Source organism: Actinophytocola gossypii, assembly GCF_025165815.1.
Taxonomy (GTDB): Bacteria; Actinomycetota; Actinomycetes; order Mycobacteriales; family Pseudonocardiaceae; genus Actinophytocola; species Actinophytocola gossypii.
In genome coordinates this window covers 270,847-287,361 of sequence record NZ_JAFFZE010000017.1, presented here as the reverse complement: position 1 = coordinate 287,361, position 16,515 = coordinate 270,847, and the positions used below count along the sequence as shown (strand labels likewise).

13 protein-coding genes and 1 pseudogene are annotated in these 16,515 nt (G+C 72.6%); 13 read left to right on the top strand and 1 reads right to left on the bottom strand.

Annotated features, from left to right (window positions below; genetic code table 11):
- Positions 1–30 precede the first annotated feature (30 nt).
- The gene (locus JT362_RS24895) at positions 31–831 is read right to left on the bottom strand and encodes an SGNH/GDSL hydrolase family protein (RefSeq protein ID WP_260194122.1); all 801 of its coding nucleotides are present in this window, start codon (positions 829–831) and stop codon (positions 31–33) included.
- Positions 832–991: 160 nt separating this feature from the next.
- On the opposite strand from JT362_RS24895, the gene JT362_RS24890 reads away from it, so the two are divergent.
- From JT362_RS24890 to JT362_RS24830, 13 genes and pseudogenes are all read left to right on the top strand, one after another.
- Positions 992–1,582 (top strand): SACE_7040 family transcriptional regulator, encoded by a 591-nt coding sequence (locus tag JT362_RS24890; protein ID WP_260194121.1) that lies wholly within the window; start codon positions 992–994, stop codon positions 1,580–1,582.
- A gap of 113 nt (positions 1,583–1,695) precedes the next feature.
- Entirely contained in the window at positions 1,696–2,496 is an 801-nt protein-coding gene (locus JT362_RS24885) for an SAM-dependent methyltransferase (RefSeq protein ID WP_260194120.1), read from the top strand.
- Positions 2,497–2,539: 43 nt separating this feature from the next.
- Positions 2,540–4,741 (top strand): diguanylate cyclase domain-containing protein, encoded by a 2,202-nt coding sequence (locus JT362_RS24880; RefSeq protein ID WP_260194119.1) that lies wholly within the window; start codon positions 2,540–2,542, stop codon positions 4,739–4,741.
- Between the two features lie 20 nt (positions 4,742–4,761).
- The gene (locus tag JT362_RS24875; protein WP_260194118.1) at positions 4,762–5,301 is read left to right on the top strand and encodes a hypothetical protein; all 540 of its coding nucleotides are present in this window, start codon (positions 4,762–4,764) and stop codon (positions 5,299–5,301) included.
- A gap of 232 nt (positions 5,302–5,533) precedes the next feature.
- Complete coding sequence (locus JT362_RS24870) at positions 5,534–6,430, top strand: hypothetical protein (RefSeq protein WP_260194117.1); 897 nt, start codon at positions 5,534–5,536, stop codon at positions 6,428–6,430.
- Complete coding sequence (locus JT362_RS24865) at positions 6,427–6,732, top strand: transcriptional regulator (RefSeq protein WP_260194116.1); 306 nt, start codon at positions 6,427–6,429, stop codon at positions 6,730–6,732. Before JT362_RS24870 ends, JT362_RS24865 begins: the two co-directional genes overlap by 4 nt.
- A gap of 21 nt (positions 6,733–6,753) precedes the next feature.
- Positions 6,754–9,819, top strand: a complete 3,066-nt coding sequence (locus JT362_RS24860; RefSeq protein WP_260194115.1) for a S8 family peptidase — start codon at positions 6,754–6,756, stop codon at positions 9,817–9,819.
- Between the two features lie 42 nt (positions 9,820–9,861).
- Positions 9,862–11,409, top strand: coding sequence for a PucR family transcriptional regulator (locus JT362_RS24855; protein WP_260194114.1), 1,548 nt, complete (start codon positions 9,862–9,864; stop codon positions 11,407–11,409).
- 127 nt (positions 11,410–11,536) lie between these two features.
- Positions 11,537–12,652 (top strand): alanine dehydrogenase, encoded by a 1,116-nt coding sequence (ald, locus tag JT362_RS24850; RefSeq protein ID WP_260194113.1) that lies wholly within the window; start codon positions 11,537–11,539, stop codon positions 12,650–12,652.
- Positions 12,653–13,095: 443 nt separating this feature from the next.
- On the top strand, positions 13,096–13,311 hold the full coding sequence (locus tag JT362_RS24845; RefSeq protein WP_260194111.1) for a hypothetical protein: 216 nt from the start codon (positions 13,096–13,098) through the stop codon (positions 13,309–13,311).
- On the top strand, positions 13,305–13,634 hold the full coding sequence (locus JT362_RS24840) for a hypothetical protein (protein ID WP_260194110.1): 330 nt from the start codon (positions 13,305–13,307) through the stop codon (positions 13,632–13,634). Before JT362_RS24845 ends, JT362_RS24840 begins: the two co-directional genes overlap by 7 nt.
- A 114-nt stretch (positions 13,635–13,748) precedes the next feature.
- Positions 13,749–14,888: pseudogene (locus JT362_RS24835) on the top strand (ABC transporter ATP-binding protein); the annotation flags it as partial.
- Positions 14,889–15,550: 662 nt separating this feature from the next.
- Entirely contained in the window at positions 15,551–16,450 is a 900-nt protein-coding gene (locus JT362_RS24830; RefSeq protein ID WP_260194109.1) for an ABC-2 transporter permease, read from the top strand.
- Positions 16,451–16,515 lie beyond the last annotated feature (65 nt).

Sequence of the window (16,515 nt, the reverse complement as noted above, 5' to 3'; positions counted from 1 at the left end):
CGACGAAGGGAGCCTTCATGGCATTCGGAGTCAGCCGGTGACTCCGGTCAGCGCGGCGTAGTAGCCGTCGCGCTGACCGGCGGCGGTCGGGTGGTAGGACTCGTCGATCGGCCAGGTGACGCTGTGCAGCCACCAGTTGTCGCCGGGGGCGCAGATCTCGTGGCCGTCGAACGCGGCGCGGCCGTCGACGAAGGTGAAGCCGAAGGCGGCGGCGCGAGCCGAGATGACGTCGGCGAGCACGTCCGAGGAGCCGTTGATCGCGGCCCGCTTGGTCTCCGACAGCCCGATCGAGCACGAACCGTCGAGGTGGTAGATGTGCGGGTAGCCGACCACGATCACCCGCGCGTTCGGTGCGCGGTTGGTGATCTCGGTGTAGACCGAGTCCAGCCGGCCGGGCAGCTCGGTGCGGGCGAAGTTCTGCGCCTGCGCGTTGCGGTCGACGCAGGCCTGGTCCGAGCCGAGGTTGCAGTCGGTCATCACGTCGGCGAAGCCGGCGTCGTTGCCACCGACGGAGATCGTGACCAGCTCGGTGTCCGAGGTGATCGCGGAGACCTGGTTGGCCAGTACGTCCGCGGTGACCGCGCCGGAACAGGCGACGAACGCGAACGCCGACGGGGCGTGGTCGTTGGCCCAGAGCTGGGCGTAGGCGTTGGCACTGCGTTTGCAGCTGCCGGAGTCGCCGTAGCTCCCGGCGCCGGTGCCGGAGGAGTACGAGTCGCCGAGGGCGACGTACTTCCCGGCGGCGGCGGGGTCGGCGGATGCCGGCGCGGCTATGCCGACGAACGAGAGGGCGGCGAAGAGGGTGACGGCGAGTGGACGAGCGAGGCGCATGATGACCTCCGGTGGAGGGGTTCCCGACGCCCAACATCATCACCAGCGGGTCGTGACCGCGCGAACCGTTCGTTAGTCGTTAACCGTTGCCAGACATGGCATTTAGCGACATTGCCTCAACTGGGTTAACTGCCGCTAACCCAAACGGTAGGCTTGACGGGTGCAGACTCGCCGCGAGCAGATCCTCGCCGCCGCCGCCGAGCTGTTCGCCCGGCACGGCTTCCACGGGGTCGGGATCGACGAGATCGGCGCGGCGGTCGGTGTCTCAGGGCCCGCCCTGTACCGGCACTTCCGGAGCAAGGACGCGATGCTCGGGGAGATGCTGACCTCCATCAGCGAGACGCTGCTCGCCGGCGGGCAGGAACGCCGCGACGCCCACGAGCCGGGCGAGGTGCTCGGCGCCCTCATCCGGTTCCACGTCGACTTCGCGCTGGACAACCCGGCGCTGATCACCGTGCAGGAGCGCAACCTCGGCAACCTCACCGACCCCGACCGGCGCCGCGTCCGGGCGCTGCAGCGCCGCTACGTCGAGGTCTGGGTGCAGGCGATCCGGGACACCACCGACGGGGTCGACGAGCCTACCGCCCGCGCGGCCGCGCACGCGGTGTTCGGACTGATCAACTCCACCCCGCACAGCCGCCACCTCGGCCGGGACGGCATGGCGACGATGCTGCGGGAGATGGCCGTGAGCGCCCTGGCCGGCGTGCGCCCCGGACAACAGGGCGAGTCGGGTCTGCCGGCGGTCAGCTGACACCTCACTCTAAAGCGTTGCGCCCACTGGTACATCCGGGTGAACCGGCGCCCGACGGTCGTCGGGGAATCAGTAGTGTTTCGGTCACGGATGAGAAACGGGAAGGTGTACGCGTGTCGCAGCAGATCAACTGGGTGCCCACCTCGGTCGACCTCGAGAAGCCCAGCGCGGCCAGGATGTACGACTACGTTCTCGGCGGTCACCACAACTTCGCCGTCGACCGCGAGATCGTCGAGCAACTGGTGGCGGCCCAGCCGTCGGTCAAGCGGTTCGCGCTGATGAACCGGGCCTTCCTGCGGCGCGCCGTGTTGTTCCTGGTCGACCAGGGCATCCGGCAGTTCCTCGACCTCGGCTCCGGCATCCCGACCGTGGGCAACGTGCACGAGATCGCCCAGGCCGCCGACCCGGACACGAAGGTGGTCTACGTCGACAACGAGCACGTCGCCGTCGCCCACAGCCAGCTCATGCTGGAGACCAACGCCAACGCCGCGATGGTCCACGCCGACATCGCCAAACCGTTGCTCGTCCTGCAGGACCCGGCGACCAGGGAACTGCTCGACTTCGACCAGCCGGTCGGGATCCTGGCCGTCACGATCGGTCACTACATCCTCGACGAACATGACCCGAACGGGGTGTTCGCCGCCTACCGCGACGCCGTCGCCCCGGGGAGCTACCTCGCCATCACCCACATGACCGACGACTTCACCGACCAGGACACGCTCACCTCGACCATGGCCCGCTCGCAGAACAAGGTCGTCGCCCGCACCAGGGAGCAGGTGCTCCCGTTCTTCGGCGACTTCGAACTGGTCGAGCCCGGGCTGGTCTCCACCTCGCAGTGGCGGCCGGAGCGCGAGTCCGACGCCCGCCCCGAATCCGAGGACGGGCTCTACGCGGGCGTCGCCCGCAAGCGTTAACGTACCGACGCGGTGTCACCACTCGCGTCGTCGTGATCACGGAATGATGGACAAGGACCCAGTACCAGCCACGCCGCCCCCGACCGCGCGCCGGGAGGATCTCGCGCGGGCGTGGACCGGCGCGGCGACGTCGACGGCCTACATCCCGAGGGCGATCGACGAGCTGGAGACCATCCTGCTGGAGCTCGTCGACGAGGTGCTCGCCGCGCTCGCCGACGACAGCACGTCGACACCGGCCGCCACCGGCGAGACGGTCGGCGCCCGGCTGGTCGAGGAGGGCTTCACCGACCCGCACGCCCTGCGCGCGAGCATCGAGGTGCTCACCGCCGGCCTGCTGGGCGAGCTCGACCGCACCCCGGACTCGGAGCTGGCGCGCCGGACCGTCGCGCTGCTCGGGGCGATGTCGGCCGGCTATGCCGACGGGCTGCGCAACTACACCCTCACCCAGCAGGAACGGCTCAAGCAGGCCCTGTTCAACGCGATGGTGCGTGCCGAGCACAACCTGCGCGCCACCGAGAACCGGTTCCAGGAGGTGTTCGCCTCCTCCGCGGTCGGCATCGCGATCACCGACCTCGACGGCATGTGCGTGGAGTCCAACCCGGCGCTCGGCCAGATCCTCGGTTGCTCGCCCAACCAGCTCGCCGGGCGCATGCTGCCGGAGTTCTTCGTCACCGAGGACCCGCTGCCAACGCCCGGCCTCGCCGGCCCGCGCCCGGTGCCCGGGTCGCTTGCCGAGACCTACCGCCGGGTCCTCGACGGCGAGGCCGAGCGGGTGCAGGAGCAGCGCAGGCTGCGCACCGTCGACGGCGAGACCGCGTGGGTCGTGGTGGGCATCTCGCTGCTGCACGACGGCGCCGGCTCGCCCGCGTACTTCGTGACCATGATCCAGGACGTGAGCGAGCTGCGGCTGCTCTCCGACCGGCTCGGCCACCAGCTGCTGCACGACGCGCTGACCGGGCTGCCCAACCGCCAGCAGTTCACCTCGAAGCTGGAGACCACGCTCGGCCGCGCGGCGCCGGACGCCACGGTCACCCTGTGCGTGGTGAACCTCGACGGGTTCGCGCTGGTCAACAACAGCCTCGGGCACGACGTCGGCGACCGGCTGCTGCGCACGGTCGGGCAGCGGCTGGAGGCCGCGGTGGCCGCCGAACGCGCGATGGTGGCGCGGCTCGGCGGCGACGAGTTCGCGGTGCTGATCGAGGACCTGCCGGTCACGCCGGACATCGACGACCTGATCGCGCAGATCAACGTGGAGCTGGCCGAGCCGGAGTACCTCGACGGACGCGGTGTCGGGATCGGCGCCAGCACCGGCGCGGTCCGCTGCCGCGCGGCGGACATGTCGGCCGGCGAGCTGTTCCGGGCCGCGGACACCGCGCTGCGCAAGGCGAAGGCGACCGGCAAACGGCAGTGGGCCGGCTTCCACTCGCACGAGGACGACGCGGCCCGCGAGCGCGACGCGCTGGCCGTGGAGCTGCCGGCGGCGTGGGAGAACGGGCAGCTGACCGTCGCCTACGAGCCGGTGGTGCTGCTCGGCACCGAGCGGGTGGTGGCCGCGCGTCCGGTACTGAGCTGGCAGCGGGACGAGGAGACGGTTCACGACCACCGGTTCTGCGTCGAGCTCGCCGAGCGGACCGGTCTGACCGTCCAGCTCGTGCCGCAGGTGCTCGGTGAGGTCGGCCGCCGGTTGCCGGTGCTGCGCGAGGTGTTCGCGGAGTCGCTCGGCGAGGTCGAGGACCCGCTGGTGCGGATCCAGCTGACCCGCGCGCAGACCGGTGACGCCGACCTCGCGCGGGCGGTGCACCGGGCGCTGCGCGGGGTCGCCACGCCCGGGCTGCTCGAGGTCGCGCTGGACACCGGTGCGGTGCTCGACGACGTCGGCGACGCGCGGGACAACCTGGACGTGCTGGTGGACATCGGGGTGTCGACCGGGCTGTGCGGGTTCCAGGGCGGGCCGAGGGAGCTGGAGCTGCTGGCCGACTCGCCGGTGCGGTCGGTGACGCTGGACCCGGACGGCATCGGCGCCGCGGGCCGGGACACCGCGGGCGAGGTGCTGCGGACCGAGGTTGCGCGGCTGGTGCGGGCGATCGTCGACGGCGGCCGGGAGTGCTCGGTGCTGGACCCGCGCACCCCGGCGGAGGCGGCCTGGTGGGCGTCGGCCGGCGCGGTGAGCGCGCAGGGCGGCCTGTTCGGGGCGCCGGTGGCGGCCGACGAACTACCCGGCCTGCCGCGGGTTCCGACCGGTTGAGCGCGTTTCGACCGACTCTGATGGAAGATGGGGCCGTGGACCCGCGATCCGAGCCCGACCGGCAGCACATCGTCGAGACCGCGAGCAAGGCGCTCGCGGCGATGAACACCGGCTCCGACGAGGGCGCGGTGGACCGGTTGACCGAGGTCGTGTCGGCGGACTCGGCGCGGCAGGCGGAGAACCGGGCCGACGCGCAGGAGCTGATGCTGCTGCTGTTCCAGGAGTGCAGCGCGATGGTCACCGCGCTGAACGAGGGCACCATCGGCCCCGACGCCGGGCCGGCTCCGGTCCGGATGCAGGTCTACGACGACGACGGCGAGGAGATCCCGATCGACCAGGCCGACCCGCCGGTGCGCACCGCCGTGCGGACGCTGTTGGCCGAGGTGCACGGGGATCGCGAGGCGGCGCGCACGCACATCGAGATCGCGCTGGCCAACGCCGCGCCGGAGGAGATGGTCACGCTGATGATCCAGGCCCTGCGCTGGACGCTCCGCCTGTCCCACGAGTGCACCACGCGCGATCTCCCGGTGGCCGACTGGATCACCCGCGCCCTGTCCTAGCCGACCCCCGTGGCGTCGACCCCGCCCTCTTGACGAAGTTTGGTTTGCGATGCAAACCTATGTGCGTCGCAATCAACTTTGGGGGTCACGTCATGTCCGACCAGCCGGGTGCCCTGCTCGCCGAGACGCGCGAGCTACGGCACCGCACGCGTGCCGACCTGGTGCCGGCCCTCGTCCTGCTCGTCGGTGCAGGCGGTCGCCGCGGTCGGGCGCGTCCCGGCTGGGGGTCGGGATGACTGAGCCCGGCGCGCTCCTCGACGACCTGCGCACCCTGCGCCAGCGGGTCCGCGCCGACCGCCGCGGCTACGCGTTCCCACTGCTCCTGTTCGGCGGCCTGATCCTGGTGGCGCCGGTGCTCTACGTGCAGAAGCCGCTGCCCGAGCCGGAGTCCGACGGGTGGACCGCGTACGCCGACCCGGGACCGTTCCCGCAGTTCGTCCCGAGCGCCGAGTTCGAGCACGCGTGGCTGATCGGCTGGTACTGGATGCTGGTGATCGTCGGCGGGCTCGCCGCGACCGGCTGGTGGTACCGGCGGCGCGCGCTGCGGCTCGGGGTGGAGACGAACGTCGCCGTCTCGTTCGCGGCGGCCGGGGCGGCGCTGCTCGGCCTGCTGTTCGGACCGGACACGCTGCAACGGGTCGTGAGCGGAGACGACTACTGGCCGAGCCTGTACTCCACCCCGGCGATCAACCTGCCGATCCTGTTCGGGTCGGCGGCGCTCTCGGCGGTGTTGTTCGCCTGGGCCTTCCGTCCGCAGCGGTCCGACCCGGCCAGGGCGGTCGGGGTGTTCTTCGCGACGCTGCTCGCCATGCTCTCCTTCTCGTCGCTGTGCGTGTACCTCAGGTTCGGGTTCATCGGCCTGATGGTGATCGCGGTGGCGCTGATCGTGCTGGCGTGGTGGGAACGCAGCGTGCTGCTCGGCGTGGTGGCGACGCTGTTCACGGCCGCGTCGGTACCGGCCAACCACTCGCTGTGGTACTGGAACTTCCCCAGCGTGTTCGGCGACCTCGGCTGGGCGGCCGGACTCGACGAACAACTGCGCGTGTTCCAGACACTGCTGGTGCCGGGGCTGGTCCTGGTCGTCGGCGGCGCCGTCGCGGCGCTCACCCGGCGCAGCGATCGGCGATGACCGACCATCCGACCAACGGGCTCAACGACGTCGTCCACCAGCGGCACCGGCTCGGCATCCTGACGATCGCGGCGGAGTCCAAGCGGGTCGAGTTCGGCTACCTCAAGGAGGCACTCGAACTCACCGGCGGGAACCTCTCGCGACACCTGACCGTCCTGGTCGACGCCGGCCTGCTCGACATGGAGAAGGGCTACGACGGGCGTCGTCCCAAGACCTGGGTGAGCATCACCCGCGCCGGGCGGCAGGCGCTCGCCGACGAGATCGCCGCACTGCGGGCGCTGGTCGCCCGGCACGAGAAGTAACCGCACTGGGGAGGTTCATCAATGTCCGTACGCCTCACGGCGGTCGTCGTCGCGGCTCTGGTCGCCGGCGGCATCGTCGCGTTACCCGCCGCCGCGGCCCCGCCACCGGGAGAGTCGGTCGCGCTCGTCACCGGCGACCGCGTGGTGCTCGACGCGGACGGCTCGGTGGTCGACATCGAGCCGGCACCGGGGCGCGAGGAGGTCCCGTTCCGCACCTTCCGCACCGACGGCCACACCCACGTGGTGCCCGACGACGCCGTCCGGCTGCTCGCCGCCGACCGGCTGGACCCCCGGCTGTTCGACGTCACGCTGCTGCGCGAACCGCACTACGCCGCCCGCGACACCCTGCCCCTGATCGTGGACGGGCGGGTGTCGGGCGCGACGGTGACCCGCCGGCTCCCCGGGCTCACGGCCGTCGACGTCGACCGCGACGGTGACGACTGGCGCGCGCTCACCACGGCCGGCACGGTGTGGCTGGACGGTCACCGGCGGGCGAGCCTGGACGAGAGCGTGCCGCGGATCGGTGCGCCGGCGGCCTGGGAGGCGGGGCTGACCGGCGACGGCGTCACGGTCGCGGTACTCGACACCGGGGTGGACCAGAACCACCCGGACCTCGCCGGCCGGGAACTCGCCGAGGCGAACTTCAGCGAGGCGCCGGACAACGTCGACCGGTACGGCCACGGCACGCACGTCGCGTCGACCATCGCCGGGGTGGGCGAGCCGTACCGCGGCGTCGCGCCCGGTGTGCGGCTGCTGGACGGCAAGGTGCTCGACGACAGCGGGTGGGGCAGCGACTCGGCGCTCATCGCCGGCATGCACTGGGCTGCCGAGCAGGGCGCGCGGATCGTGAACCTGAGCCTCGGTGTCGAGGACACCCCGGGCGTCGACCCGGTCGAGGCCACGGTCGACGCGCTGTCCGCCGAGCACGGCATCCTCTTCGTGGCCGCCGCCGGCAACTCCTACCGGCCGCGCACCATCGGCTCGCCGGCCAGCGCGGACAGCGCGCTCGCGGTCAGCGCGGTCGACGCCGACGGGGCGGTCGCCGACTTCGCCAGCCGGGGGCCGGGGCTCGACAACGTGGTGAAGCCGGAGATCACCGCACCGGGCGTGGCCATCACGGCCGCGGTGCCCGGCGGGCACGACACCCTGTCCGGCACCTCGATGGCCACCCCGCACGTGACGGGCGCGGCGGCGCTGCTGGCCGAGCGACACCCGGAGTGGACCGGGCAGCGGTTGCGCGCGGCGCTCACCGGCTCGGCCGTGCCGACCAGTGCCGCGTCGGTGTTCGAGCAGGGCTCCGGGCGGGTCGACGTGCCGGCGGCGCTCGCGGCGAGCGTCCACGCGACGCCCGCGACGCTGGACTTCGGGGTGGTGCGCTACCCGCACGACGAGCCGGTGACCAGGACGCTGACCTACCACAACGACGGCCCGGCGGACGTGTCGCTGGACCTCGCGGTGGACGCGACCGGGCTCTCCCTCGGGGCGGACCGGGTGCTGGTGCCGGCGGGCGGGCAGGCGTCGGTGGACGTCACCGCCGCGCCGGGCAGCACGTCGACGACGGTCACGGCGATGTCGGGGGCGGTGTCGGTGCGGACACCGGTCGGGGTGGTGTGGGAGCCGGAGAGCTACGACCTGACGATCAACGTGATCGGTCTGGACGGGCTGCCGGCCGACGACTACGACGTGCTGCGGATGGGGTTCGGCGAGGACGGCTTCGAGTTCCTGTACGACCCGGACGGCACCATCACCACCCGGGTGCCGGCCGGGCCGGCTCCGCTGAAGGCCACCGTGCGCGGCCCCGGCTCGACCCGCGACCACCTGGTGAACCTCCTGGGGCTGACCGTCACCGAGGACACGACGGTCACGCTCGACGCACGGACCGCCCAACCCGTGGAAATCACCCTGCCGGAGGAGGCTTCACCCGACGGGTTCGATGTCGGCTACGCCGTGTACCGCCCGGACCTGGCGTGGAACTACCACTCGGTCCTGTACCCGGGTCCGGCGACGGTGGCGGTGGCGCACGCCGGCCCGGTGGTGCCCGGTGACCGGGTGACCACCTGGCTCAGCGGGGGATGGGGTGACGGGCGCTACCACCTGGCGTGGTTCCGTCATGGCGGCTCGCACACCGGGCTCCGCGAGACCGTGCGCCAGAAGGACCTCGCCACGGTGCGGACGCGGCTGGTCGCGCACGCGCCGGGGGCAACCGGGTCGGTGCTGGTGCTGCCGGCGCCGGTCGGCGGGCTCAACCGGGTGTTCCCCGCGTCCCTGACGATGGGCGCCCCGAGCGAGGACTTCGACCTGCCCGCCGAGTTCGTCACGCGGGTGAACCGGGAGGCGGCCTGGACGACCGCACTGCGGCAGGACACCCCGGACGGCGGGGCCACGTCGGCGCGTTCCCCGGAACGATGGTTCCGGCCGGGCACGCACCGGCAGGTCCTCGGCCACCCGGTGCTCGGCCCGGCGCTGCCGCCGACGCCGTACCGGGCGCCCGGCGCGTCCCGCACCGGCGACTGGATCGAGGTCGACGTGCCGCTGTTCGGCGACGCGGCCGGCAACGCCGGGTATTCCACCCACGACTCCGCCCGCACGGCGTTGTACCGGGACGACGTGCTGATCGGGGAGCGGCCGGTCCCCGGCACCGGGTCGTTCGAGGTGCCGCCCGAGCCGGGCACGTACCGGCTGACGACCTCGGCGAGCCGGTCCGGGTTCGCGCTGAGCACGCGGGTGAGCGCGGCGTGGACGTTCCGCTCGGCCCACGTTCCCGGCGGCGACTGGCGGCGGGTGCCGCTGTCGGTGATCGGGTTCCGGCCGGCGGTGAGCGAGTCCGGGGAGGCGCCGGTCGGCCGGTTCGCGGTGCCGGTCGTGGTGACCGGGCCGTCGGGCGAGCCGGTGCGCCCTCGGCGGCTGACCGTCGAGGTGTCCTACGACGACGGCGCGACCTGGCGGACGGTGCCGGTGACCGGGCACCAGGTCGCGCGGCTGCACCATCCGGCGGACGCGGAGTCGGTGTCGTTGCGGGCCAGGGCGGTCAACCGGGACGGTACGACCGTCGAGCAGACCGTCGTCCGGGCGTACCTGCTCGGTTAGTGCGAGGGTGGATCGTCCCGGGGACGTGACGAGGGAGCGCCGATGATCACCGTGCGGGGTGTGGTGGACCGGGTGGGTCCGACGCTGCTGCACGTGCGGCTGGACGGCGCCGCGGCGCACGTCACGGACGTGGTGATCGCCGAGCCGGGGCGCCGGGACCAGGTCGGCGACGGCGACCTGGTCCTCGGCGTATCGGTGCACAGCACCGCGGACGCGGTCGAGCTGGTGCGGCACTGCGGATCGCAGGGCGCGGCGGCCGTGTTGCTCAAGCCGCCGCTGCCGACCAGGACCGCGGTCCGGGACGCCGCGCGGACCTGCGAGCTCGCGCTGGTCGAGGTGGACGCCGGCGCGGCGTGGGCGCAGGTCGTGTGGCTGCTGCGCTCGGTGCTCGACGCCGCCGCGGACGAGTCCGAACTGGGTGACACCCACACGGGTGGCCTCGGTGACCTGTTCCGGCTCGCCGACGCGGCCGCGGCGGTGGTCGACGCGCCGGTGACGATCGAGGACGCGAACTCCCGGGTGCTCGCGTACTCGGCCCGCCAGGACCGGACCGACCCGGCGCGGGTGTCGACGATCATGGGCCGGCGGGTGCCGGACGACGTGCTGGCCCGGTTCCGGTCGCGCGGGGTGTTCCGGGAGCTGTCCCGCGGCCGCACGACGATCTTCGTGCCGGCGCAGCAGGACGGCACGCTGCCCCGGCTGATCGTGCCGATCCGGATGGGCGGGGAACTGCTCGGCTCGATGTGGGCGGTGGTCCCCGGCCCGGTGCCGGCCGAGCGGGCGGCCGCGTTCGCCGACACGGCGCCGGTGGTGGCGCTGCACCTGCTGCGCCGCCGGGCGACCGAGGACGCCGAGCGCCGCCGGTGGGCGGAGCTGGTGCGGTCGGTGCTGGCCGGGCGGGGCAGCGTGCGGCTGGCGGCGGCCGAGCTGGACCTGGCCGACGAGCCGCACCGGGCGGTGGCGATCGCCAGCCAGACGCAGGACACGCTGGGCGCGGAGGGCATGCGGCTGGCGCTGTGGGAGCGGATCACCGCCGGCGTCGGCCGCCGCCCGGCGGTGGCGGAGCTGCACGACGTGCTCTACGCCGTGGTCCCGGACCGGGCGGGGAACGGCGGCTGGCCGTCGTTGCGGGCCGCGCTCGCCGAGGACCGGACGCCGCCGCTGGTCGCCGCTGGTCCGGCCGTGCCGCTGGCCGGTCTGCCGGAGTCGCGCGCGCTGGCCGTCGAGCTGCTGTCGCTGCTGCGGGCTGGGCTGGTGCCCGGGCCGGTGACCAGCCACGAGGAGGCCTGGCCGGTGCTGGTGCTGCACCGGGCGGCGGTGGCGGCGGCCGGCGCCGGCACGACCGAGTTCGGGCCGCTGCCGCTGCTGCGCGCGCGGGACGAGGATTCGGGTACGGCGTACGTGGACACCCTGTACGAGTGGCTGCGGCACCCGGGGGATCCACGCGCGGCGAGCCGGGCGCTGCGGATCCACCCGAACACCCTGCGGTACCGGATGGCGAAGCTGATCGAGCTGGCCGGCGTCGATCTGGAGGACCCGGACGTGCGGCTGGCGCTGCTCGCGCAGTTGACCGCACTGCGCTGGCGGTAGTTGGTGCCAGTTAGTGTCACCGCCACTATCGATCCGGCCCATGATGATGCCCCGCGCACGATGACTATGACCCGCTGCTACCGCACTGTGGTCTTCGACACCCATGTGGCCTAGTCGGGAGGAAGTCGTGAAGGTCGCCGTTCCCCGCGAGATCAAGAACCACGAGTACCGGGTGGCACTGACGCCCGCCGGCGTGCACGAACTGGTGCTGCACGGTCACGAGGTCTACGTGGAGGCGAACGCCGGCCTCGGCTCCTCGATCTCCGACGACGAGTTCATCGCCGCCGGCGCGAAGGTCCTGGCCACCGCGGACGACGTGTGGGCCGAGGGTGAGCTGGTGCTGAAGGTGAAGGAGCCGATCGCCGAGGAGTACCCGAGGCTGCGGTCCGGGCAGGTGCTGTTCACGTACCTGCACCTGGCCGCCGACGAGGCTCTGACCAGGGCGTTGATGTCCGCCGGCACGACCGCGATCGCGTACGAGACGGTGCAGACCGCGTCCGGCGCGCTGCCCCTGCTGGCACCGATGTCCGAGGTGGCCGGCCGGCTGGCTCCCCAGGTGGGCGCGTACTCGCTGATGCGACCGAGCGGTGGCCGGGGCGTGCTGCCCGGCGGTGTCCCCGGCGTGCTCCCGGCGCGGGTGGTGGTGATCGGGGGCGGCGTGGCCGGCCTCAACGCGGCCGCGATCGCGTCCGGCATGGGTGCCGACGTGCAGGTCCTGGACACGAACGTCGACCGCCTGCGCCAGATCGACCACCAGTACCGAGGCCGCCTGCGGACGGTGACCAGCAACCGGTACGCGGTCGAGGAGGCCGCCCGGGAGGCCGACCTGGTGATCGGCGCCGTCCTGGTGCCCGGCGCCAAGGCCCCCAAGCTCATCGGCAACGACCTGGTCAAGGAGATGAAGCCGGGGAGCGTGCTGGTCGACATCGCCATCGACCAGGGCGGCTGCTTCGCCGACTCCCGCCCCACCACGCACGCGGACCCGACCTACGAGGTTCACCAGTCGGTGTTCTACTGCGTGGCCAACATGCCCGGCGCCGTCCCCCGCACGAGCACGTACGCGCTGACCAACGTGACGCTCCCGCACGCCGTGGCCCTGGCCGACAAGGGCTGGCACCAGGCCCTCGCCGACGACCCCGCGCTGGCCCAGGGACTCAACACGCACGCGGGCGACCTGACCAACGCCCCCGTCGCCACCGCCCACGACCTCCCGCACACCCCGCTGTCCGAGCACGTGCACTGACCGGTAGCCACACCACAGGCGACCCGGCGCTGGTCAACACCAAAACGTACCCAGCGCCGGGCCGCCAGGAGCTCGCACCGTGGGGGTTCGAGGGGCCGCCCCCCGAATGAGACGAGACACCGGAAAGGTGGCTCCGCCACCGAACATGGATGTCTGGGGGCGGCCCGCTCAACCAGCCTGGGGGTCACTGGGAGCGGGCCGCCACGGTAAGGATATGCGATCGCCGGGCTGTCGACACATACCGGGGGTCGCGAGTTTTGAGTTTCTTTAGGACGTATGCCTCTCAGATCCCGAGGATCGTTCACCAACCCATGTGCAAGTTGCTACTCACACCTTCACTTTCCGCACGACGCGGCCGCTCGATCGAGTGAGATCGCCAGCATCAGAGTGAACATGGCCATTACCAACTTGGGTCGGCGCGTCGGCGCGCCGATGGCGTAGACGTGACTGAACCCAGATGGTCCGTTCGCTGCAACGATCCCTTCGGTCGGGACCGCGCGTTGACCGTGCTGGTGGAGAACGAGCGGATCGTGCTCGTTCCCCCGCCGGGGGCCGCCGCGGTGCTGTCCGCCAAGCAGGCCAGGGGCCTCGGGCTGGCGCTCGACCAGGCCCAGGTGCGCACCGTGCAGGACAGGGTGCGGAACCGGGAGGCGTGCTGAGCGTGCGTCAGCAACCGGACATCCGCGACGCCGTCCTCCGCCGCCTCGACCTGCTCGACCGGGCAGCCGGCCACGCCGACCCGTCCACCCTGCTCCCCCTGGCCCGCGCCGAGCTGCACCGCCTGGCCGACGGCTGGCGCCACCTCCTCCGTACCCACCGCGCGGACGAGTCCGGCCGCTGCGCCGCCTGCCACCACGGTGTTCGTGCCCGCCGCTGGCCCTGCCCCGTCTGGCGCTCCGCCCACGAACAACTCATCGGCGAAGGCCTCCCCCACCGCCAGCGTCCCCACCCCCTCCGCAACCCGTTCCGCACCACTCCCTGACGCCCAGCTCGCCAGTCCGCGGGATGAACTCGGGGCCAACCCGTGTGGTTCCCACTCGCCGGCCGAAGGTCATGGGGCAAGATGTCCCGCACGACTCGGCAGGCAGGAGGGGCAGTGCACGACGGAAGCGGCCGCATCGTGGTTCAGAACCTGACCAAGAACTTCGGTCAGGTGGCCGCGGTACAGAACCTGAGTTTCCACGTCGAGCCCGGATCGGTCACCGGGTTCCTCGGACCCAACGGAGCAGGCAAGACGACCACGCTGCGCATGCTGCTCGGCCTGGTCGCCCCCACCGCCGGCTGGACGACGATCAACGGCCAGCCCTTCCACCGGCTGGAGAACCCGGCCCGCGTGGTCGGGGCGGTGCTCGAGGCGCAGGGCTTCCACCCGAGCCGCACCGCGCGTGACCACCTGCGCGTCTACTGCGCGGCGATGGGCGTCCCCGAGCAGCGGGCCGACGAGGTGCTCAACCTGGTCGGCCTCGGCTCGGCGGGCAACCGCGCGGCCGGCGGGTTCTCGCTCGGCATGAAGCAGCGGCTCGCGCTGGCGACGGCGCTGCTCGGCGACCCCCAGGTGCTCGTGCTCGACGAGCCGGCGAACGGGCTCGACCCGGAGGGCATCGCCTGGCTGCGCACGTTCCTCAAGGCGTTCGCCGCCAGCGGCCGCACGGTGCTGATCTCCAGCCACCTGCTGGCCGAGGTCGAGCAGACCATCGACCACGTCGTGATCATCAGCCACGGCCAGACGCGGTACAACGGCCCGCTCGACGAGCTCCGCAAGTCGCAGCAGAGCCGGGTGATCGTGCAGCCCGCGGACGCGAACAAGCTGGTCACGGCCCTGCAGGAGGCCGAGATCAGCAACGTCACCCCGCTGCCGGACGGCAAGGTCGCCATCCTCGGCGCCACCGTCCAACAGATCGGCGACATCGCGGCGAAGGCCGGGGTGGCGCTGTACGGGGTGCAGGAGGAGAAGGCGGACCTCGAGCACCTGTTCTTCCAGCTGACGAGCGGGCAGTACGCCGCACCCGGCGTGCCGCAGGGTGGCTACGGCACGCCGCCCGGTGGGTACGCCCAGCCCGTGGCCCAGTCGGGTCAGGCCCAGCCGGGTCAGCAGCCCTACGGCACGCCGCCGCAGGGCTACCAGCAGCCGGGCCAGCCCGGTGGCTGGGGGCAGGCACCACAGCAGCAGGGAGGCTGGGGCGCGCCCCAGCAACAGGGCCAGCCCGGCACCCCGCCGGAAGGCTGGGGAGCCCAGCAACAAGGCCAGCAGGCAGGCACACCCGAGGGCTGGGCGGCGCAGCCGCACCAGCCCGGCGGGCCACCGGCGCCCGGACAGGCAGGCACACCCGAGGGCTGGGCGGCGCAGCCGCACCAGCCCGGCGGGCCACCGGCGCCCGGGCAGCCGGGCACGCCCGAGAGCTGGGCAGCACAGCCGCACCAGGCCGGCGGGCCACCGGCACCGCCGCACGGCCAGCCGAGCACCCCGCCCGAGGGCTGGGCGGTCCAGCCGCAACAGCCAGGTCAACAGCCCGGCGGGCCACCCGCGCCGGGACAGCCAGGTCAACAGGCTGGCGGGCCACCCGCGCCCGCACAGCCGGGCACGCCGCCCGAAGGCTGGGCGACCCAGCCGCACCAACCAGGCGCGCCGGAAGGCTGGGCACCTGCCCAGCAGCCAGGTCAACAGCCCGGCATGCCACCCGCGCCGCCGCAGGGCCAGCCGGGCAATCCACCCGACGGCCGAGCAGCACAGCCGCAACAACCCGGCACCCCGCCGGAAGGCTGGGGCCAGCCACCGGCCGCGCCACCGGCACCCCAGCCCGGCCAGCCACCAGAAGGCTGGAACCAACAACAGCCACCCAACCAGCAACCCCAGCAGGAGCAGCAGCCCGGCCAGGGCGGAGTCGGAGGTAACGCCTGATGGGCCGGCTGATCAAGGCGGAGTTTCTCAAGATCCTCACCACCAAGCTGTGGTGGGCACTCGCCATCCCCGCCGTTCTGCTCGCGCTCGCCTGGGCCTGGGGCGTCTCCGCGTTCGTGACCGACATCGCCGACGACGTCGCCGACTCCGACCTGCTCGACGCCGCGAACATCCAGGTCACCGACATGTCCTGGTCGGTGCTCGCGCTCACCAGGGCGATGAACATCGCCACCCTGTTCCCGATGGTGTTCGGCGCGCTCGCGCTGGCCAGCGAGCTCAGCCGCAAGACCATCACCACCACGTTCCTCACCGCCGCGAGCCGAGGGAGCGTGCTCGGCGCCAAGGCGATCACCTACGTCGCCTGGGGCGCCATCTACGGCCTCGTCGTCGCCGGTGCGGCCAGCCTCGGCACGGTCCTCGGCTCCAACAGCGACTACCTGCCGGAGGGCGGCGACTGGTTCCTGGTGTTGGTCGCCGGCGTCATCGCCTGCGTCCTGTGGACACTGCTCGGCATGGGCGTCGGCGCGCTGCTCGGCTCGCCGGTCGGCACGCTGGTGATCCTGCTCATCTACGCCGGCTTCGTCGGCCCGGTGAGCGAGCTGATCCTGTTCGGCGTCACCGAGGGTTCCCACCTCACCGGCTGGCTGCCGAACGGATCAGCCAACGGCCTCACCGGCGCGACCGCCAGCGAGGTGCTGTTCGGCCAGGTGCAGGACATCGTCGGGAACAACGCCGTCCTCGCGCAGGCCGACGTCGAGGACTTCGACATGGCGGTGCGGTTCGCGGCCGGCGCACCCGGCGCCTACTCCCTGTGGGTCAGCGGGCTGATCTTCCTCGGCTGGACGATGCTGTTCTTCGTCACCGGCCTGTTCCGCAACCGGAGCCGCGACATCACCTGACCATTCGCGACCGGGGTGCCGGCCGAACCTGTGGACAACTCCACCGGTTCGGTCGGCACCCCGGC